A 19,120-nucleotide genomic window follows, 5' to 3' on the forward strand; every position below is an offset into this window, starting at 1 on the left:
CCCACAGGGCATGTCTGCTCACGTCCTGAGTGTGGCTCCTCTGCCTCTTTCCGTCAATCCGCCGCCTCCTCCATCGGCGGGCGCAGCAGGGCGCCCTGGCGCAGCAACTCCCGCTGCACGGCGGCCACCGGCACGGCGCGGGGCCGTTCGCCCGCCTTGGCGGCCAGGGCGGCGGCCACACCCGCGGCCTGACCCGTCGCCATGCAGGTGGGGGTGACGCGGTAGGAGGAATGGGCCTCGTGGGTGCCGGAGATGCAGCGGCCCGCCATCAAAAGCCCCTCCACCTCCTGCGGCAGCAGGCAGCCCAGCGGGATCTCGTACCATTCCCCCGACGGCAGCCGGTCCAGCCGGGTGCCCTTGCCGGTGGGGCTGTGGATGTCCACGGGATAGGTGCCGCGGGCGATGGCGTCGGGAAACTTGCGGGCGTCCAGCACATCGTCGCCGGTCATCGTATAGGCACCGCGGATGCGCCGGGTCTCGCGCACGCCCACCTGCACGCCGCTCTGGCACAGGTGAGCATCGGCGAAGCCGGGGACGTATTTTTTCATGAAGGCGGCGATCTGGGCCATCTGGCGGTGGCTTTCCCATTCCGCCCGTGTCAGATCCCACACGTCGGTGCCCAGAACCCCGGTGACGCGGGTGCAGTTCAGCGCCACTTCGCCCGGATGGGTGGTGGCGAAGAACAGGATGTCCTCCCGCGGCAGGGTCAGGTCGCCGGCGCCCGTGGCCTTCGACACCAGATCCCACAGGCCGTTCACCCCCTTCCACTGGCCGGGGTTGGCCCGGATGTAGCCGTTGAAGGCCCCGTGATCCATGCCCATCAGCCGGAACATCAGGGTCACGGGCTGGACCAGCCCGTCCTCCTCCCGCCCCACGTCATAGGGGGCGCCGGCAAAGGCGGCGATGTCGCCGTCGCCGGTGGCGTCGATGATGGTGTCGGCCTCGATCACCAGCGGGCCGGATTTGGTTTCGAACACCACGCCGGTGGGCCGCCCGGTGTCCCCCGTGATGCCGGAGGCAAACGCGTGCAGCAGCACCCGCACCCCCATGTCGTCCAGCACGCTTTGCAGCGCCGGCTTCAACACCTCGGGGTCGAAGGGCACGGTGAAGCCGGTGGCCGGCGACGGCGGCACCGCCCCGCCGATGGCGTAGAGCCGCCCCAGGATGGTGGCCAGCGCGCCGCCCACCACCGGCTCGCCCGGCCCGTGGTCCTGCGGCATCAGGCGGGTGGGATCCACGGTGGTGGCCGATCCGCGCTGGGTGTAGAAGCTCATCCACGGCATGACCAACGCGGCGGTGGCGTTGCCGCCCAGGAAACCGTACCGCTCCACCAGGATGGTGTCGGCCCCGGCCTGCGCCGCGCCCATGGCGGCCCCCATCCCGGCGGGACCGCCGCCCACCACCAGCACCCGGCACCGCGCCGCCTTCACCGCCTGGCGCGGCGGCAGTGTCACGGTTTCGCGTCGGTCCGGGGGCGTCAGAACAGGCATAACGAAGTCTCCCTTGGTTTCATCGGGCGCCTGGTTTCATCGGGTGCCGGATTGCCCCGTCACCACCTCGGCGATGCGGGGGGCGGTGCGGCGGGCGCGTTCCTGCAGGGTGGGCACGGCCTCGCGCAGCAGCGCCTTTTGCGTGGCGCGGTGATCCCACAGCCGGTCGAGATCGGCCAGGAAGGTGCCGGCGGTGGTGTGCAGCGGCCGCGGCTCCAACCCCAGCGACACCAGGAAATCCGATACCTTGGAGGCGTAGGGCAAGGCGATCAGCGGCGTGCCGGTCACCGCGGCGAAGATCATGAAGTGCAGCCGCATCCCCACCACCATGTCCAGGTGCTGCATCAGCCCCATGATCTGCCGGGGCGTGTAGCTGTAGGTCAGCCGGTGGGCGCGCTCGGCCAGGGTCATCTCGCCCATGACCTTGTGCGCTTCGCGCACGTCGGCCCGTTCCATGGGCACGAACACCACGTCGGCGTCGAAGCGTTCGATGATGAAGTCGGCGGCCTCGGCCAGCAGCTTGTGGTACGCCGCCGCCGACAGGTCGGGGGCGGCCACCCCCTGTTCGCGCACCGACAGCCCGACCAGGGGCCGGTTGCGGGGGATGCCGGCCTCGGCCAGCATGGCGTCGGTGAAGGGCTCGGGGGCCAGCAGCAGGGCCGGGTCGGCGGTCACCTCCACCGGCACGGTCACGCCGATCTCTTCCAGCAGCCGCTTGGCCGACGCCTCGCGCACGGTGATGGTGTGCATGCGGTTCATGCCGTCGCGCACCGCCTCCCGCTCCGCCGGGGCTTTCAGGGGGCCGACACCAATCGCAAAGGTGGCGGTGGGGATGCCGCGGCGCTGGGCGATCACCGCTTCGCGCAGGTAGGTCTGCGCCTCCGCGTCATAGAGGATGCCGCCGCCGCCCAGCAGCAGCAGGTCGAGCCGCTCCACCTCCGGCTGGATGTCGTCCTTCATGGCCTCGCGCGGGCTGACCACCCGGTCCACCGCGTGGCCGGCGCGGGTGTGGTCGGCGTTGCGGGAGAAGACGACGATTTCCACCCCCGGCACGGTGGCGCGCAACTGCTCCACCGCCGCCGTCAGGATGGCCTCGTCCCCCAGATTGAGGCCGCCGTAAGACCCCGATATGCCGATGACCGTCATGGGTGCCGCATCCCCGTCCGTTACCCGTTACTCTTTGGCAACCGTGGACCGGGGCGGGAAGTTCCGTCATGCTTCGGCCCATGCGCGGGGGCGGACAACCGGCCATACGATGGTGTATGGTGCGCGCCAAGGGGCGGCACCCGAACGGCCGCCCACCCAAAAGCATGGATCGAGGGAGGATTACCGTGACCGACGCATCACCGCTGTGGCAGCCGTCGCCCGAGCGCATCGAACAGGCCGCCGTCACCCGTTTCCGCGCCGCCGTCAACGCGCGCTTCGGCCTGTCGCTCGCCGACTATGACGCGCTGTGGGACTGGTCGGTGGCGAAGGCGGAGGATTTCTGGCGCTTCCTGTGGGATTGGGCCGGGGTGGTGGGCGATCCGGGGGCGGTGGTCCTGGCCGACGGCCACCGCATGCCCGGTGCCCAGTGGTTCCCCCAGGCGCGGCTGAACTACGCCGAAAACCTGCTGGCCGGTGCGCCCAACGGCGAGGCCGTGGTGTTCTGGGGCGAGGACAAGGTGAAGCGCCGCTGGTCCGGCGCCGAGCTGCGGGCCGAGGTGTCGCGGCTGCAGCAGGCGCTGCGCGCCGCCGGTGTCGGTCCGGGGGACCGGGTGGCCGCCTATATGCCCAACATGCCGGAAACCCTGGCCGCCATGCTGGCCACGGTGTCGCTGGGGGGGGTGTGGTCGTCGTGCTCGCCCGATTTCGGCGTGCAGGGGGTGGTTGACCGCTTCGGCCAGATCGAGCCCAAGGTGCTGTTCGTCCCCGACGCCTATTATTACGCCGGCAAGGCCCACGACGTGCGGGGCAAGGCGGCGGAGGTGATGAAGGATCTGCCCACCGTCACCCACGCCGTGGTGGTTCCCTATGTGAACGCCGATGCGGATGTGAGCGTGGTGCCGCGCGGCGTTGCCTACCGCGATTTCCTGGCGCCCCATGCGGCGGGGGATGTCACGTACGAGCGGATGCCGTTCAACCACCCGCTGGCGATCCTCTATTCCTCCGGCACCACCGGCAAGCCCAAGTGCATCGTGCACGGGGCCGGCGGCACGCTGTTGCAGCACATCAAGGAACACCGGCTGCACTGCGACCTGAACTCCGGCGACCGCTTCTTCTATTTCACCACCTGCGGGTGGATGATGTGGAACTGGCTGATGACCGGACTGGCCAGCGGCACCACCCTGTGCCTGTACGACGGTTCCCCCTTCCACCCCGACGGCACCATCCTGTTCGACTATGCCGACGCGGAGAAGGTCACGCTGTTCGGCACCTCGGCCAAGTTCATCCAGACCCTGGAAAAGAGCGGGCTGACCCCGGCCAGAACCCACGATCTGTCCAGCGTGCGGACCCTGACCTCCACCGGGTCGCCGCTGATGCCGGAGAATTTCGATTTCGTCTATGACGGCATCAAGCGGGATATCCACCTCGCCTCCATCTCCGGCGGCACCGACATCGTGAGCTGCTTCGTGCTGGGCAGCCCGGTCCTGCCGGTGTGGAAGGGGGAGATCCAGACCCGTGGTCTGGGCATGGCGGTGGAAGCCTTCAGCGACGACGGCCACCCCGTGCGCGGGGAAAAGGGCGAGCTGGTGTGCGTGAAGCCGTTCCCGTCCATGCCGGTCGGTTTCTGGAACGACCCGGATGGGGCGCGGTACAAGGCCGCCTATTTCGAGCGCTTCGCCAACGTCTGGCACCACGGCGACTTCATCGAGCAGACGGAGCACGGCGGCTGGGTGATCTATGGCCGGTCCGACGCGGTGCTGAACCCCGGCGGCGTGCGCATCGGCACCGCCGAGATCTACCGTCAGGTGGAGCAACTGCCGGAAATCCTGGAAGCCGTGTGCATCGGCCAGGATTGGGACGGTGACGTCCGCGTCGTTCTGTTCGTGGTGCTGCGCCCCGGCCTGACCCTCGATAAGGCGCTGGAGGACACCATCCGCCGCCGCATCCGCGACAACTGCTCGCCGCGCCACGTGCCGGCCCGCATCGTGCCGGTGACCGATATTCCGCGCACCCGCTCCGGCAAGATCACCGAACTGGCGGTGCGCGACGCCGTGCATGACCGGGCGATCAAGAACACCGAAGCCCTGTCGAACCCGGAAGCCCTGGACCAGTTCCGCGGGCGGACGGAATTGCAGGGGTAGGCGCCATGGCCCCGTTGCCGCCGCTGTTCCTCGACCTCGATGGTGTTCTGGCCGATTTCGACCGGGGGGTGAGGGCGGTGACGGGGCGCTTTCCCCATGAGATGAGCGTGCGCGCCCTGTGGGCGGCGGCGGGACGTCACCCGGATTTCTTCGCCACGCTGGAGTTCACGCCCGGCGGGCGGGATCTGTGGGATTTCTGCGCCCCTCACCGGCCCACCATCCTGACCGGCCTGCCGCTGGGCACCTGGGCCGCGCCGCAGAAACGGCGGTGGGTGGCGGAAAAACTGGGGGCGGATGTGCCGGTCATCACCTGCATGGCCCGCGACAAACATTGCCACGCGGTGGCCGGCGCCGTTCTGGTGGACGACCGGGAGAAGGCCCGCCCCCCCTGGGAAGGGGCGGGCGGGGCCTTCATCCGCCACACGGATGCCGCGTCCACCATCGCGGCGCTCCGGCGGATGGGCTTTTAGCGGTTCTCGCCGGACGCGGAGGATTCCACCAGGGCTTCCGCCGCGGTCGGCTGTTCGTTGCGCGATTTGATCAGCGACACCACCACGCCGCCGGCCAGCAGCGCCGCGGTCACCGCCAGCGACAGGGCGGGGTCCACCTTGCCGTAAAGCTGGGTGTAGATGATCTTGCCGCCGATGAAGATCAGCACGATCGACAGCGCGTATTTCAGGTAATGGAAGCGGTGGATCATGGCGGCCAGGGCGAAGTACAGCGCCCGCAGCCCCAGGATGGCGAAGATGTTGGAGGTGTAGACGATGTACGGGTCGGTGGTGATGGCGAAGATCGCCGGCACGCTGTCCACCGCGAAGATCACGTCGGCACTTTCCACCATCACCAGCGCCAGGAACAGCGGGGTGGCGGTCAGCACCCGGCGGCCCGACCCGTCCGGCGCCGGCTCGCGCACGAAGAATTTGTGGCCGTGCAGGTCCTTCGACACCCGCAGCACCCGGCGGGCCAGACGCAGCACCGGGTTGGACGCGATGTCCGGCGCCTCGTCATGGGACGAGAACAGCATCTTGACGCCGGTCAGCAGCAGGAAGGCGCCGAACACCCACAGCATCCATTCGAAATTATGGACCAGGGCCGTGCCGGCGCCGATCATGATGCCGCGCAGCACCACCACGCCCAGGATGCCCCAGAACAGCACACGGTGCTGGTATTCGCGCGGAATGGCGAAGGTGGCGAAGATCAGCGAGATGACGAACACATTGTCGAGCGACAGGCTCTTTTCGATCAGGAAGCCTGTGAAGAACGACACGCCCGCGGTCTGTCCCATCCACCACCACACCCACGCGCCGAACAGCGCGCCGGCGCCGATGTAGAAAGCCGACAGGCGCAGGCTTTCGCCCACGCCCATCACATGGTCCTTGCGGTTGAAGAGGCCGAGGTCGAAGACCAGCAGCGCCACCACGACGCCGGCGAAGGTCAGCCAGACCCACAGCGGTTTGCCGAGCATGTCGGCAAAAGCAAAAGAATAAAGGAGTTCCATCGACGATGACTCGACTTGACGGTCATGCTGCGTCTGCAGTGCGTTCAAGCGAAGTCCGACATCACGGCCGACGCCTCGGCCGTCAGAGGGGCCCGGACCCATTCCCAAGTCCCCTCCAGATGGTGACACGGAATTCATGATCAAGGGGCCGCCCCGGCACAAAACGGCGGGTGGAGAGAATGGGCGCCGTGCTTTTGCACGATTCGATTGCACCGCGGTGCGGTAATCGGCTTTTTGCGGTTCTCGGCGTGGTTTTTCCACATCACGCCATGGAGTCGGAGGCCCTGCATTGAGGCTTTTCGGCAACAGGGCGGCCCTTGTCCCGGTTCTGACAGTAAATCTGTAATTGCCAGTGCTGGATTGCCTCTTGTGCCCGGCAAACACTTCTGCCAATAACAGCCAAAAGCCGCATACCAACTCTGGTGCAGGAGACCTTGCATGAACCAAGCCGAGCTGATCGAAACGGTTGCCACCACTGCCGGCATCAAGAAGACCGAGGCCGCGAAGGTGGTGCAGGCGGTGTTCGAGGGGATCTCGGCAGCGCTGGGGCGTGGTGAAGAGGTCCGCCTGGCCGGCTTCGGGATCTTCGAGGTTGCCGAGCGCGCCGAACGCGAAGGGCGCAATCCGCGCACGGGCGACGTGGTGAAGATCGCCGCCTCCAAGGCGCCGAAATTCAAGCCCGCCAAGCAGCTCCGCGATTCCGTCAACGGCGATACCGTCACGGGCTGAACGCCCTTATAAAACGCGGAGCCTTTCACACATGCCCATCGATACTTCCGAGCTCCAGGCCCTGACCGCCAAGGTGGTCGCGGCCTATGTCGGCAATAATTCCGTGGCGGTGGCCGATCTGCCCACCGTCATCAATAATGTCCAGGCGGCCTTCCGCGGCCTGGGTGAGGACAAGCCCGCGGCCGCCCGCGTGGAACAGACCCCGGCGGTTCCGATCAAGAAGTCGGTGACCCCCGAATACATCGTCTGCCTGGAAGACGGGAAGAAGCTGAAGATGCTGAAGCGGCATCTGAAGACCGTCTATGACATGACCCCCGACGAATACCGCGCCAAGTGGAGCCTGCCCCCGGAATATCCGATGGTGGCCCCGAACTACGCCAAGGCACGGTCGGAAATGGCGACCAAGCTGGGATTGGGCCGCAAGAAGACGGTCACCGACTGACCCGTCCGGCCCCAGGCCCCGCCTGCGCATGAAAAGGCGCGCTTTCCCACCGGGAAAGCGCGCCTTTCGCCGTTTGGGCGGCGGGCAGCGGATCAGTGGTATGACCATGGAAACATGGCTGCCATGTAACGGTTGGGTTGCTGATCAATGAAATTCCGCTGGAGCTGCGCTGCAGCGCATCCTAGACTAAGGTCATACGCCTCTGGAGCGTTTCCTCCCAAGCCTCGGGCCGTTGGATAACCAACGGCCCGTTTTTTTTACCCCCTTTCCGCTCTGCCATCCCAAAGCCGGACAAACGGGCGGTTTTTGCGGCTGCGCAAAAGGCCACGGTGCCTGTCGGAGCGGTTTAGGAAAATCGTTTGGGCCTATTCCGCCTATGCCCTATGGCGTGGTCTTTGTTATGCGCAAATTGAGAGAAGCGCACAGGCAGTCCGGGATGGTCATTCTGACAGATACGCTTGGGCATAAGCCGAAAAACACTTGACCATGACTGTTTCCAGAGTTGATCGGCTGCCTCCGTTGCGACACAGTGTTTCCAACAGCCGGAGGGAAAACCTCAACAATACGGCGAAAAAAGGAAAGGGCCGGGAACAGGAATGGCGGTGCTGGCACCGTATCTTCCTCGATGGGCCCGGCGCCCAGCGGATGGGATGGTTTGAGAGAAGGAGGCAGCAGGATGCTGAAGCAGCTTCTGACCGGCGAGAACGCCAGCCTGACCCGGTATGTGGATGAGTCCAAACGCTACCCCATCCTGTCGCCGGAGATGGAGCACGCGCTGACCACCGCGTGGGCCACCCGTGGCGATCCCCGCGCTCTGGAGCAGCTGGTCGGCAGCCACCTGCGGCTGGTCATCAAGATCGCCCGCGGCTTCGGCGGCTACGGCCTGCCCCTCACCGATCTGGTGGCGGAAGGCAACGTGGGGCTGATGCAGGCGGCGCAGAAATTCGACCCGGCCCGCGGCTTCCGCTTTGCCACCTATGCCACCTGGTGGATCCGGGCGGCGATCCAGGAATACATCCTGCACTCCTGGTCGCTGGTGAAGATGGGCACCACCGCGGCGCAGAAGAAGCTGTTCTTCAACCTGCGCCGGCTGAAAAGCAAGATGGAGGAGCTGGATCAGGGCGACCTGCCGCCGGAAGCGGTGGCCTCCATCGCCGCCGAACTGGACGTGCCGGAAAACGAGGTGGTGGAGATGAACCGCCGCCTGTCGTCCACCGACAGCTCGCTGGACGCCACGCTCAGCTCCGACGGCGAAACCAACTGGCTGGAGCTGCTGGCCGACGACCGCCCGACCCAGGAAACCGCGGTGGTGGAAGCCGACGAGCTGGCCATGCGCCGCCGGCTGGTGGGGCAGGCCATGGAACGGCTGGACGACCGCGAGCGCCGCATCCTGTTCGAGCGCCGGCTCAAGGACAACCCCTCCACCCTGGAAGCGTTGAGCCAGCAGTTTTCCGTGTCGCGCGAACGGGTGCGCCAGATCGAGGTGCGCGCTTTCGAGAAGCTGCAACGAGCAGTTTTGAACGCTACGCAGTCGTTGCGCCGCCCCGCCCACGCCGTGGCGTGAACAGTGAAAGCGGCGGCTTGGCAATAATTTAGACTCTTCTGATGGCAGCACCTTGACGGCACCGTTTCCATACGGTGCCGTTTTTCTTTTCGCTTACGTACTTTACGCAGTGCGACAATAGGAAACATTCTCCTAAAAATATTATACGCCCATTATCGCGGGCGATGCTAATCTCTCTGATTAGCAATCCAACAATATTGCCCAACGCCCGCCATCCCCCGGGAGTCCGAAGCCGATGCAGCACGCCGCGCAAACCCAGTCCATCATCGACCGCATCAATTTTCTCCGCATCGACGAAAACACCCGGGCGCTGCTGCGGGAGTTCCAGCCTCATCTGGCTCAGCGAATCGACTCGATCCTGGACGAATTCTACGCCTACCTGCGCAGCGTGCCGCAGGTGGCGGGCCTGCTGTCCAACCCCACGACCGTCCGCCATGCCCGCGACGCGCAGAAGAATCACTGGCTGCGCAACGTGTTCACCGGCACCTTCGACGACGGCTACATGGCGCAGGTGCTGCGCATCGGCCAGAGCCACCAGCGCATCGGGCTGGAGCCGCGCTGGTACACGGGCGCTTACTGCTACACGCTCAACCGGTTGATCGACGTGGCGGCCCAGGTCTACCGCAAGAAGCCGGAACGGCTGGCGCAGGTGCTCCAGGCCATCAACAAGGCGGTGTTCCTGGACATGGACCTCGCCACCTCGGTCTATGTGGACCTGAACACCGCGGCCATCATCGCCCGTGAACTGGGCAGCACCGCCGACGCCTTCGAACGCGAGGTGAAGACGGTGGTGCAGGCGGTGGCCTCCGCCGCCACCCAGCTTCAGGGCACCGCGGCCAAGATGACCCGCACGGCGGAAGAAACCAGCAGCCAGTCCACCACCGTGGCGGCGGCGGCGGAAGAGGCGTCGGTCAATATCCAGACCGTGGCGGCGGCGGCGGAGGAGCTGTCGGCCTCCATCGGCGAGATCAGCCATCAGGTGTCCCAATCGGCCCAGATCGCCAACGACGCCAAGTCCCAGGCCGAGCGCACCAACGTTACGGTGCAGGGGCTGGCCGACGCCGCCAGCAAGATCGGGCAGGTGGTCAAGCTCATCCACGACATCGCCAGCCAGACCAACCTTCTGGCGCTGAACGCCACCATCGAGGCGGCGCGGGCCGGGGAAGCGGGCAAGGGCTTCGCCGTGGTGGCGTCGGAAGTGAAGAGCCTGGCCAACCAGACCGCCAAGGCGACCGAGGAGATCAACGCCCAGATCGGTGCCGTGCAGGGGGCGACCCAGGAAGCGGTGGGGGCCATCCGGTCCATCACCGAAACCATCACCCGCATCAACGACATCGCCGGCTCCATCGCCAGCGCCATGGACGCCCAGGGGTCGGCCACCTCCGAAATCGCCCGCAACGTGCAGCAGGCGTCCATCGGCACCAAGGAGGTGTCGTCCACCATCGTGCGGGTGAACGCGTCGGCCGCCGACACCGGCATGGAAGCCCGCAACGTGCTGTCGGCCACCGGCGAGTTGACACGCCAGTCCGACACCCTGCGGCAGGAGGTTGACCGCTTCCTGGCCCGCGTGCGGGCCGGCTGAGCGCACCCCACGGTACCGGGTACAAAGACTAACGGCGCGGAAGATGCTTCCGCGCCGTTATGTTTTGGCCGTCCCGCACACGGGTGTTCCGGCCCTGTCCGTTGTCATGGCAATGGTTCCGCCCCGATCAAACGGTCTGGATCAACCGGCCCTGGATCAGTCGCGCGTGCGCAGAACCCGTTCGTACAGCGGGGCGTTTTCCAGCTTTGCCGCGTGACGCAGAGCATCCAGGCTGGTCCAGTGGCTCTTGCCGCCCAGGGTCGCCATGGCCCCCTGGTTCATCACCACATACACACCCACGCGTTCCAGGCTGACGATGCGATACATGGTCATCTCCCAAGCTAATTCAAAAAATTTTATCTTTATGTTCTTTAAAAACGCCACCCTGCGGCGTTTCGTGAGTCATGAATACTGTTACTCTGACGTGTTCGTCAACAGGCCAACACTCATAGGCCGATTGCCTCAGCTGTTCTCTGCCTGTAATGCTTATTTCAAAGGCCGGACAACTTCGTTTGTTTAAAATGCTGTGCGATTTCATGAAAAAGGCGGCCCTGGGAACCCAGGGCCGCCGGCGGCTTTATTTGTGCACGGTCGAAGTACGGGTGCCGCTCAGTCGCCCAGGCTGATGCCCAGCCCGCGGGCGGTCTTGACCAGGGTGCCGTCGGCATCGACGCAGGAATAGCGGGCGATGGCTTCTTCGATCGGCACGTCGATGACGCCGCGGTTGGACCAGGCCACCATGCGGTCGAACTTGCCCTCGGCGATCAGGTCCACGGCGTGGACGCCGAAGGCCGACGCCACCAGCCGGTCGTGCGGGCTGGGCGGGCAGCCGCGCTGCACGTGGCCCAGCACGGTGACGCGGGTTTCGGCCCCGGTGGCGTCGGCGATGCGCTCGCTGATGTAGTCGCCGATGCCGCCGTAGCGCCGTTCGCCGCCCTGATAGACCTTCTTCACCTCGCCGCCGTCGGCGGTCTTCACCGCTTCCGACACCACCACCAGGGCGAAGTTGCGGCCGGTGGCGCGCACCTCGCGGATCTTGGCGGCGATCTTCTCGATGGAATACCGGATTTCCGGGATCAGGATCACGTCGGCCCCGCCGGCGATGCCGGCGGACAGGGCGATGTGCCCGGCGTCGCGGCCCATCACCTCCAGCACCATCACGCGGGCGTGGCTGGCGGCGGTGGGCTGGAGCCGGTCCAGCGCCTCCACCGCCACGCCGACGGCGGTGTCGAAGCCCACCGACACCTCGGTCATGCCCAGATCGTTGTCGATGGTCTTGGGAATGCCCACCAGCTTCATCCCGCCGTGGGCCGCCAGCTTGCGCAGGATGGCGAAGCTGCCGTCGCCGCCGATGCCGATCAGCGCGTCCAGCCCCAGCTCGCGGTAGCCGCCGATGATCTCGTCGGCGCGGTCCTTCACCGTGCCGTCGCCCATGGGATAGGCGAAGGGATCGCCACGGTTGGTGGTGCCCAGGATGGTTCCGCCCAGCCGCATCATGTTGCCGTCCACCGCGGGCAGGTCCAGCACCTGATACTGCACCGGGCGCTGGAGCAGGCCGTGGGTGCCCTCCTTGATGCCGACGACCTGCCAGCCGTAGCCCAGCACCGCCCGGTGGACCGCGGCCCGCATGACCGCGTTCAGCCCGGCGCAGTCGCCGCCGCTGGTCAGGATACCGATACGCTTCGCAGCCGTCATAGGTGATCACCCCCCTGTGTTTGGTGGATTCTCATATCATGACTCTTGCGGATGCCGGAACTTGCGCGTAGGCACAAGCTCAACGGGGCCGTGCGGGAACCGCCATAACGGCTGTCCACCGCTCCTTCCATAACCGCAAAGCGCCGAAGGTTTCGCCATATCGCCGCCGGAGAAATCTGGTATAGTCGCCGCCGTTAAGCCAGCCGTGGCCGGGACATGAACGAACAGGAAATACTGCGTCAAAAACTCGCCGACCTGAAAAGCGAGCACCGGGATCTGGACGACGTTATCGCCCGGCTGGCAGAGCGTGCCCCGTTCGACCAGCTTCAGATTCAGCGGCTGAAAAAGCGCAAACTGGCGCTGAAGGACCAGATCATCCTGCTGGAAAGCCGGCTGCTGCCTGACATCATCGCATAAGTCCTCCGGCTTTGTGCGGTTCATCGGGTTTTGATGTGCGGCGCAAGAATTATTCTATGAATTTATTGTGACGGCGCCTTACTGTTCTTGTGACGGTTGCGCGACTCCTCATATCCTTTGTCAGAGGCTGATGCCGGCAAACGAGGGGAGGCTGCCATGCTGACGGAAACCGGCGTGATCGGCGCGGTCGAACTGGAACTGCGCACCAATCCCCCTCATCCCGCGGAAGAGGCGGTCCCGGACGCGGTTCACAGCGCCGCGGACGACGCGGCGTTCGATCGTGCGCTGCACCGTCACACCGCCTATGAAGCCCTTGCGGGTTCGTATCATCCTGCCCATCATAATCCCCAGACTGAGGCCAAGGGATCGTAACGCGCAATGACCAATCGGAACGGACGGCGGGGATGGCTGGCGGGGATGGTGTTCCTGCTGCTGGCCGTCTGCGCCCTGATGGTTCCGGTGGTGCCGGCACGGGCGGCCACGGTGGCGCCGTGCCACGAGCAGGCTGCGGCGGTCCACGAAACATTCCACGCCACATCCCACGCGGCGGCGGAATCGCCCCTGACCTTGACCCTGACCGCGGCGGAGCGGGGTGGGGATGCCGCCCGCCGCCACGCCGGTATCTGCGCCGTGGCGGTGTGCCCGCTGATGCACGCCGCCCTGATGCCCGCGGCCTTTTCCGGCGTTCACCCGGTGACCGCGGGGCCGGCAGCCCCGCCATTCCTGCCGTTGCAGCGGGGAATCGGGGTGCCGCCGCCGTTGCCGCCGCCGCGGCCGTCCGTCTGATCCCACGTTTTCCGCCGGACCGGGGTGTGCGCCCGGCCCGTTCCTTTGCGTGACCGATCACGGACCGATTCCCATGACTTCTTTGATGTTGTCCCGCCGCCGGCTGCTGGCGGCGTCTTCCGCCGCACTCGCCCTGGGTGCTGCGCCGGTGCGGCTGCGCGCCGCCGAAGCCGCGCCTCTGATCCTGACCGCCGATACCCGTGTGCTGGAGGTGAACGGCAAGCCCGCCACGGTGTTCGGCATCCGCCGCCCCGACGGCGGCCACGGGCTGACGCTCGCCCCCGGCCAGCGGTTCCGGGTGGACCTGACCAACCGGGCGGGGGAGGAGACCGTCATCCATTGGCACGGCCAGACGCCGCCGTGGACCCAGGACGGCGTGGCCGACACCACCCGCCCGACGCTGGCGGCGGGGGAGACTCGGGCCTATGACTTCGATGCCCGCCCCGGCACCCACTGGATGCATTCCCACCACGGGCTGCAGGAACAGAAATTGATGGCCGCCCCGCTGGTGGTGCGCACGGCCCAGGACGACGCCGACGGGCGGCAGGAGGTGACGGTGCTGCTGCACGACTTCACCTTCCGCGACCCCGCCGAGGTGCTGGCCGGTCTGACCGGCGGCGCCATGAGCCAGGGAGGGATGGATCACGGGGCCATGAATCATGGTTCCATGGAACACGGCTCCCTGAACCATGGGGCGATGGACCATGGGGCGATGGACCATGGTTCGATGGACCATGGTTCGATGGACCACGGGGCGATGAATCACGGCGCGGCACCCGCGGCCTCCATGGATCTGAACGATGTGGAGTACGACGCCTATCTCGCCAACGACCGCACCCTGGCCGACCCCGAGGTGGTGCGGGTGGAGCGCGGCGGGCGGGTGCGGCTGCGCCTGATCAACGGGGCCACGTCCACGGCGTTCTGGATCGACCTGGGCCGGCTGACCGGCACGGTGATGGCGGTGGACGGCACCGGCGTGGCGCCGGTGGCCGGGCAGCGCTTCCCCATGACCATGGGCCAGCGGCTGGACATCGCCATCGACCTGCCGGCGGACGGCGGAGCCTTTCCCATCCTGGCCCTGCGGGAGGGGGACAAGGCCCGGACCGGCATCGTGCTCGCCACCGCCGGGGCGGCGGTGCGGCGGGTGGCCGAGCGCGGCGACACCGCGGCTCCGCCGGTGGATCTGTCGCTGGAAACCCGGCTGTCGCCCCTGTCCCCGCTGGCGCAAAAACCCGCCGACGTGCGCTTCACCGCCGAACTGACGGGCGGGATGGCACCCTATGTCTGGTCGATCAACGGGCAGGTCCACGGCCAGCACACCCCGTTCCGCGTCACCCGCGGCCAGCGGGTGGAGATCGACATGGTGAACCCCGGCATGATGGCCCACCCGATGCACCTGCACGGCCATCATTTCCAGGTGGTGGCGGTGAACGGGGCGGCGCTGGCCGGGGCGGTGCGCGACACGGTGCTGGTGCCGGCGGGCGGGTCGGTGCGCATTGCCTTTGACGCCGACAACCCGGGGCGCTGGCCGTTCCACTGCCACAACCTGCTGCACATGGCCGTGGGCATGATGACCGAAGTGGTCTACGACGGCGTTGCGTGAAAAAGCGCGGGGGGCGGGGTTGACCTTCCCAGTGCTGGAAGGTCCATCCTTCCTCCCGAGACCCTTTTTTCAGCCGGAGAGGACCGCCATGGCAACGGACGCGCTGGCCTTGGACAAGGCCGATTCCCACGATCTCAGCATCGGGGGCATGACCTGCGCCGCCTGTGTCGGGCGGGTGGAGCGGGCCTTGCGCCGGGTTCCGGGGGTGCGGGAGGCGGCGGTGAACCTCGCCACCGAGCGCGCCCATGTGGTGGCCGCCCCCGACACCGACGTGGCGGCCCTGGTGGAGGCGGTGGAGGACACCGGCTTCACCGCCGCCGTCATCGTCCCCGACGCCCCCCCGGTGGACGAGGGGGCGGGGCGGCGGCGGCGCGGCCTGATCCATCTGCTGCTGGCGGCGGCGCTGTCGCTGCCGCTGGTGGCGGGCATGGCGGGGGATCTCGCCGGGGCCGACTGGATGCTGCCGGGATGGGTGCAGTTCGCGCTGGCCACCATCGTGCAGTTCGGGCTGGGCGCGCGGTTCTACCGGGCGGCGTGGCACGCGGTGCGCGGCGGGTCCGGCAACATGGACCTGCTGGTGGCGCTGGGCACCACGGCGGCGTGGGGCCTGAGCGTCTATGCCCTGCTGACCGCCATGCCGGGGCATGCGCCGCATCTTTATTTCGAAGCCTCGTCGGTGCTGATCACCTTCGTTCTGCTGGGCAAGTGGCTGGAGGCGCGGGCCAAGGGCCACACGGCGGACGCCATCCGCGCGTTGATGGACCTGCGCCCCGCCACCGCCATCCGTCAGGTGGACGGGCGGGAAGAGGAGGTGCCGGTCACGGTGATCCGCCCCGGCCATCGGGTGGTCATCCGTCCCGGCGGACGGGTGCCGGTGGACGGGCGCATCACCGAGGGCGGCGGCAGCGTGGACGAATCCATGCTGACCGGCGAACCGCTGCCGGTGGAAAAGACGGTGGGCGACCGGGTGACCGGCGGCTCCATCAACGTGGACGGGCGTCTGGTGGTGGAGACCACCGCCGTGGGCACCGAAACCATGCTGGCGAAGATCGTCCGCATGGTGGAGGGGGCGCAGGCGTCCAAGGCCCCCATCCAGCGACTGGTGGACCGGGTGAGCGCCGTGTTCGTCCCGGTGGTGCTGGTCATCGCTTTTGTGACCTTCGCCGGCTGGTGGTGGGTGGGGGGCGATGCCGAGCACGCGCTGATCACCGCCGTGTCGGTGCTGGTCATCGCCTGCCCCTGTGCGCTGGGGCTGGCCACGCCCACCGCCATCATGGTGGGCACCGGGGCCGCCGCCCGCCACGGCATCCTCATCAAGGACGCCGAAGCGCTGGAGCGTGCCCACGCCGTCACCGCCGTCGCCTTCGACAAGACCGGCACCCTGACCGAGGGCCGCCCCCGCGTGGCCGCCGTGGCGGCGGGGGAGGGGCAGGACGAAGCGGCGGTGCTGCGCCTGGCCGCGGCGCTCCAGCAGGGCAGCGAGCATCCGCTGGCCCGCGCGGTGGCCGAACGGGCCGCCGGGCTGGCGTTGCCGCCGGTGACGGGGTTCCGTGCCCTGCCGGGACGCGGGGTGGCCGGCACGGTGGAGGGGCGGGCGCTGGCGCTGGGTTCCCCCCGGCTGGCGGCGGAAACCGGGGTGTCGGACGCGGCGCTGTCGGTCCGGGCCACCGAATTGGAAGGGCAGGGGCTGACCGTCTCGTGGCTGGTGGAGGGGGACCGGGCGCTGGGCCTGCTGGCCTTCGGCGATACCGTCAAGCCGGCGGCGCACGAGGCCGTGGCGGCGCTGACGGCGCTGGGCCTGACGCCGGTGATGGTGACGGGCGACAGCCAAGGCGCGGCGGAGGCGGTGGCCCGCACGCTGGGCATCGGCCGGGTGTTCGCCGGGGTGCTGCCGGAGGGCAAGGCCGATGTGGTCGCCACCCTGCGGGCCGAGGGGCACACGGTCGCCATGGTGGGCGACGGCATCAACGACGCGCCGGCGCTGGCGGCGGCGGATGTGGGGTTCGCCATGGCGACGGGTACCGACGTGGCGATGCACACGGCGGGGGTGACGCTGATGCGCGGCGACCCGGTGCTGGTGGGCGGGGCGGTGTCGGTGTCGCGCCGGACCTATGCCAAGATCCGCCAGGGGTTGTTCTGGGCCTTTGTCTACAACGCGGTCGGCATTCCGCTGGCCGCCCTTGGGTATCTCAGCCCGGTGCTGGCGGGGGCGGCGATGGCGCTGTCCAGCGTCAGCGTCGTGACCAACGCCTTGACCCTGCGCGGCTGGTCGCCGCCGCGGGGTTCGTGAAGGAGGGTATCGTCATGATCCGTTTCCTGTTCCCGGCCCTGCTGCTGGCCGCCACGCCCGCGCTGGCCGAACCGCTGGTGGAGGTGTGGAAGGCCGAGTCCTGCGGCTGCTGCGGCGGCTGGGTGGACCATATGACGGCGGAAGGCTTCACGGTGCGTGTCCACACCATGGACGACGTGGCGCCGGTCAAGACCATGCTGGGCGTTCCGCCGGCCCTGGAATCCTGCCACACCGCCACGGTTGACGGGTACGTGGTGGAGGGCCACGTCCCCGCCGCCGATATCCGCCGTCTGCTGGCCGAGCGCCCGAAGGCGCGCGGCCTGTCGGCCCCCGGCATGCCGGCGGACGCCCCCGGCATGGACATGAAGACCGGCCAGCCCTACGACGTGGTTCTGTTCGGCGGCGACACGGCGCCCAGCGTCTTCGCCCGCCATTGATTGGGATGCAAGGGCCGCCGGCCCTTGCCGGCCCTTGCCGGGGGTGCCGGGGGCAGCGCCCCTGGCGGCTCTATTCCGGCTGGCGCTTCAGAATGGCAAGCAACCCGATCCCCACGACCATGACCGCCGCTGCGACGGACAGCGCCCCCCGGTAGCTCCCCGTTGCCGCGGCGATGCTGCCGGCCATGGCCGGCGCCACGATCTGCGCCACCCCATAGCTCAGCGTCAGCCGCGCCATGGCCTTGGCCGGGTTGCGGGGGAAGCGGCGCCCGATGAGGGTGAGGGTCAGGCTGACGATGCCGGCGAAGGTGCCGCCGTAGAGCACGGCGCCCAGCAGCACGGGCACGGTGCCGCCGCTGAGCGCCGGCAGCAGGATTGACACCGTCTGCACCCCATAGCTGAGCATCAGGGCGGGCACCGCGCCCCACGCCGCGGCAACGCGGTCCCACAGGAAGCACGACGGCACGGCGGCGGCGCCCAGGATCACCCACACCCAGTTTCCCTTGCCGGCCAGCAGAGGCAGTTGCTCGACGATGGCGACGATGAAGGTGGCGCTGATGACGAAACCGAAGCCGGCGCAGAAATAGGCGGCGATCATCAGCACCATCCACCGCCGCCCCGGTGCCGGCGGCTCGGCCATGGTGGCGGGGCCGGTGGCGTGGAGGGCGGCGGGGGGCGGCAGCCAGACCCAGGCGGGCACGAGGAAGGCCAGCCCCAGCAGCCCCAGCGCCAGCCACTGCCCGTCCCAGGCCAGATGCCCGGCCAGGGCGGCGGCGGCCAGCCCGGACACGGCGATGCCCAGCCCCAGGCCCATGAAATGCAGCCCCAACTCGGGCCGGTGCCCGTGGCGGATCAGCCAGTTGAGCACGAGGCCGGAGGCCAGCAGCAGCCCCGCCGTGCTGGACAGCCCGGCTGTGAAGCGCAGGGCCGCCCACAGGATCACGCTGTCGGTCAACCCCATGGCGGCGGTGCTGAGCACGGCCACCGCCAGCCCCAGCCGGTACAGGCGGAACTTCAGCCCCAGATCGCCGATGGCGGCGGCGGCCAGCGCGCCGGCGATGTAGCCCATGTAATTGAGCGTCGCCAACCAGCCGCCGGCCAGCGCGCTCAACCCCGCGTCGGCCCGCATCACCGGCAGCATGGGGGTATAGGCGAAGCGGGCCAGCCCCACCGTCAGGATCAGGGCGCAGATGCCGGCGGCGATGACGCGGCGGCGGGCGGCGGGGGTGGTGTCCATGGGGTGTCTCCCGGTGGAAAGCGTGTGGGGGACACCGTAGCGGCGGGTGCGTTTGCGCGCTTT

General features: G+C 68.0%; 17 protein-coding genes and 1 pseudogene. 12 read left to right on the top strand and 6 right to left on the bottom strand.

The features are described from left to right. Nucleotides 1-53: 53 nt before the first annotated feature. Both M2352_RS06170 and M2352_RS06175 read right to left on the bottom strand, forming a co-directional pair. Nucleotides 54-1,490: an FAD-dependent oxidoreductase gene (locus tag M2352_RS06170; protein ID WP_264663617.1), complete on the bottom strand. Its 1,437-nt coding sequence runs from the start codon at nucleotides 1,488-1,490 to the stop codon at nucleotides 54-56. A gap of 36 nt (nucleotides 1,491-1,526) precedes the next feature. Beyond that, nucleotides 1,527-2,636 (bottom strand): polysaccharide pyruvyl transferase family protein, encoded by a 1,110-nt coding sequence (locus M2352_RS06175; protein ID WP_264663618.1) that lies wholly within the window; start codon nucleotides 2,634-2,636, stop codon nucleotides 1,527-1,529. Between the two features lie 164 nt (nucleotides 2,637-2,800). Here M2352_RS06175 and M2352_RS06180 point away from each other — a divergent pair, with 164 nt between their 5' ends. After that, a complete protein-coding gene (locus tag M2352_RS06180) occupies nucleotides 2,801-4,777 on the top strand; it encodes an acetoacetate--CoA ligase (protein WP_406567232.1) in 1,977 nt (658 codons plus the stop codon). A gap of 5 nt (nucleotides 4,778-4,782) precedes the next feature. Then, nucleotides 4,783-5,247: an HAD family hydrolase gene (locus M2352_RS06185; RefSeq protein WP_264663620.1), complete on the top strand. Its 465-nt coding sequence runs from the start codon at nucleotides 4,783-4,785 to the stop codon at nucleotides 5,245-5,247. Here M2352_RS06185 and M2352_RS06190 read toward each other — a convergent pair. Continuing rightward, nucleotides 5,244-6,242, bottom strand: coding sequence for a TerC family protein (locus M2352_RS06190; protein ID WP_264663621.1), 999 nt, complete (start codon nucleotides 6,240-6,242; stop codon nucleotides 5,244-5,246). The genes M2352_RS06185 and M2352_RS06190 overlap by 4 nt on opposite strands. A 468-nt stretch (nucleotides 6,243-6,710) precedes the next feature. Between M2352_RS06190 and M2352_RS06195 the strand changes: the two are divergent. From M2352_RS06195 to M2352_RS06210, 4 genes and pseudogenes are all read left to right on the top strand, one after another. Further along, nucleotides 6,711-7,004: pseudogene (locus M2352_RS06195) on the top strand (HU family DNA-binding protein); the annotation flags it as partial. A 31-nt stretch (nucleotides 7,005-7,035) separates the two neighbouring features. Next, a complete protein-coding gene (locus M2352_RS06200) occupies nucleotides 7,036-7,446 on the top strand; it encodes a MucR family transcriptional regulator (protein WP_264663623.1) in 411 nt (136 codons plus the stop codon). A 676-nt stretch (nucleotides 7,447-8,122) separates the two neighbouring features. Next, on the top strand, nucleotides 8,123-9,010 hold the full coding sequence (gene rpoH, locus M2352_RS06205) for an RNA polymerase sigma factor RpoH (protein ID WP_264663624.1): 888 nt from the start codon (nucleotides 8,123-8,125) through the stop codon (nucleotides 9,008-9,010). A gap of 235 nt (nucleotides 9,011-9,245) precedes the next feature. Next, a complete protein-coding gene (locus M2352_RS06210; protein WP_264663625.1) occupies nucleotides 9,246-10,592 on the top strand; it encodes a globin-coupled sensor protein in 1,347 nt (448 codons plus the stop codon). A gap of 156 nt (nucleotides 10,593-10,748) precedes the next feature. Here M2352_RS06210 and M2352_RS06215 read toward each other — a convergent pair whose 3' ends face one another. Further along, complete coding sequence (locus tag M2352_RS06215; RefSeq protein ID WP_264663626.1) at nucleotides 10,749-10,919, bottom strand: hypothetical protein; 171 nt, start codon at nucleotides 10,917-10,919, stop codon at nucleotides 10,749-10,751. 282 nt (nucleotides 10,920-11,201) lie between these two features. Further along, entirely contained in the window at nucleotides 11,202-12,287 is a 1,086-nt protein-coding gene (locus M2352_RS06220) for an ATP-dependent 6-phosphofructokinase (RefSeq protein WP_264663627.1), read from the bottom strand. Between the two features lie 216 nt (nucleotides 12,288-12,503). On the opposite strand from M2352_RS06220, the gene M2352_RS06225 reads away from it, so the two are divergent. The 6 genes from M2352_RS06225 to M2352_RS06250 all read left to right on the top strand — a co-directional run bounded on the left by M2352_RS06225 (nucleotide 12,504) and on the right by M2352_RS06250 (nucleotide 17,820). After that, nucleotides 12,504-12,704, top strand: coding sequence for a YdcH family protein (locus tag M2352_RS06225; RefSeq protein WP_264663628.1), 201 nt, complete (start codon nucleotides 12,504-12,506; stop codon nucleotides 12,702-12,704). 156 nt (nucleotides 12,705-12,860) lie between these two features. Then, nucleotides 12,861-13,076: a hypothetical protein gene (locus M2352_RS06230; protein WP_264663629.1), complete on the top strand. Its 216-nt coding sequence runs from the start codon at nucleotides 12,861-12,863 to the stop codon at nucleotides 13,074-13,076. Between the two features lie 6 nt (nucleotides 13,077-13,082). Next, a complete protein-coding gene (locus M2352_RS06235; protein WP_264663630.1) occupies nucleotides 13,083-13,490 on the top strand; it encodes a hypothetical protein in 408 nt (135 codons plus the stop codon). A gap of 73 nt (nucleotides 13,491-13,563) precedes the next feature. Next, nucleotides 13,564-15,093 carry a multicopper oxidase domain-containing protein gene (locus M2352_RS06240; RefSeq protein ID WP_264663631.1) on the top strand — a complete coding sequence of 510 codons (1,530 nt, stop codon included), beginning with the start codon at nucleotides 13,564-13,566 and terminating at the stop codon, nucleotides 15,091-15,093. 88 nt (nucleotides 15,094-15,181) lie between these two features. Next, the gene (locus tag M2352_RS06245) at nucleotides 15,182-17,383 is read left to right on the top strand and encodes a heavy metal translocating P-type ATPase (RefSeq protein WP_264663632.1); all 2,202 of its coding nucleotides are present in this window, start codon (nucleotides 15,182-15,184) and stop codon (nucleotides 17,381-17,383) included. Between the two features lie 14 nt (nucleotides 17,384-17,397). Beyond that, entirely contained in the window at nucleotides 17,398-17,820 is a 423-nt protein-coding gene (locus M2352_RS06250) for a DUF411 domain-containing protein (protein WP_264663633.1), read from the top strand. A gap of 70 nt (nucleotides 17,821-17,890) precedes the next feature. Here M2352_RS06250 and M2352_RS06255 read toward each other — a convergent pair whose 3' ends face one another. After that, on the bottom strand, nucleotides 17,891-19,057 hold the full coding sequence (locus M2352_RS06255; protein WP_264663634.1) for a YbfB/YjiJ family MFS transporter: 1,167 nt from the start codon (nucleotides 19,055-19,057) through the stop codon (nucleotides 17,891-17,893). Nucleotides 19,058-19,120: the final 63 nt, after the last annotated feature.

This window comes from Azospirillum fermentarium, assembly GCF_025961205.1.
In the GTDB taxonomy this organism is placed as follows: domain Bacteria; phylum Pseudomonadota; class Alphaproteobacteria; order Azospirillales; family Azospirillaceae; genus Azospirillum; species Azospirillum fermentarium.

Bases quoted from the DNA above. Each gene is read 5' to 3' on its own strand.
- M2352_RS06170 (WP_264663617.1), bottom strand. From the start codon at position 1,490: ATGCCTGTTCTGACGCCCCCGGACCGACGCGAAACCGTGACACTGCCG.
- M2352_RS06175 (WP_264663618.1), bottom strand. From the start codon at position 2,636: ATGACGGTCATCGGCATATCGGGGTCTTACGGCGGCCTCAATCTGGGG.
- M2352_RS06180 (WP_406567232.1), top strand. From the start codon at position 2,801: ATGGATCGAGGGAGGATTACCGTGACCGACGCATCACCGCTGTGGCAG.
- M2352_RS06185 (WP_264663620.1), top strand. From the start codon at position 4,783: ATGGCCCCGTTGCCGCCGCTGTTCCTCGACCTCGATGGTGTTCTGGCC.
- M2352_RS06190 (WP_264663621.1), bottom strand. From the start codon at position 6,242: ATGCTCGGCAAACCGCTGTGGGTCTGGCTGACCTTCGCCGGCGTCGTG.
- M2352_RS06200 (WP_264663623.1), top strand. From the start codon at position 7,036: ATGCCCATCGATACTTCCGAGCTCCAGGCCCTGACCGCCAAGGTGGTC.
- rpoH (WP_264663624.1), top strand. From the start codon at position 8,123: ATGCTGAAGCAGCTTCTGACCGGCGAGAACGCCAGCCTGACCCGGTAT.
- M2352_RS06210 (WP_264663625.1), top strand. From the start codon at position 9,246: ATGCAGCACGCCGCGCAAACCCAGTCCATCATCGACCGCATCAATTTT.
- M2352_RS06215 (WP_264663626.1), bottom strand. From the start codon at position 10,919: ATGTATCGCATCGTCAGCCTGGAACGCGTGGGTGTGTATGTGGTGATG.
- M2352_RS06220 (WP_264663627.1), bottom strand. From the start codon at position 12,287: ATGACGGCTGCGAAGCGTATCGGTATCCTGACCAGCGGCGGCGACTGC.
- M2352_RS06225 (WP_264663628.1), top strand. From the start codon at position 12,504: ATGAACGAACAGGAAATACTGCGTCAAAAACTCGCCGACCTGAAAAGC.
- M2352_RS06230 (WP_264663629.1), top strand. From the start codon at position 12,861: ATGCTGACGGAAACCGGCGTGATCGGCGCGGTCGAACTGGAACTGCGC.
- M2352_RS06235 (WP_264663630.1), top strand. From the start codon at position 13,083: ATGACCAATCGGAACGGACGGCGGGGATGGCTGGCGGGGATGGTGTTC.
- M2352_RS06240 (WP_264663631.1), top strand. From the start codon at position 13,564: ATGACTTCTTTGATGTTGTCCCGCCGCCGGCTGCTGGCGGCGTCTTCC.
- M2352_RS06245 (WP_264663632.1), top strand. From the start codon at position 15,182: ATGGCAACGGACGCGCTGGCCTTGGACAAGGCCGATTCCCACGATCTC.
- M2352_RS06250 (WP_264663633.1), top strand. From the start codon at position 17,398: ATGATCCGTTTCCTGTTCCCGGCCCTGCTGCTGGCCGCCACGCCCGCG.
- M2352_RS06255 (WP_264663634.1), bottom strand. From the start codon at position 19,057: ATGGACACCACCCCCGCCGCCCGCCGCCGCGTCATCGCCGCCGGCATC.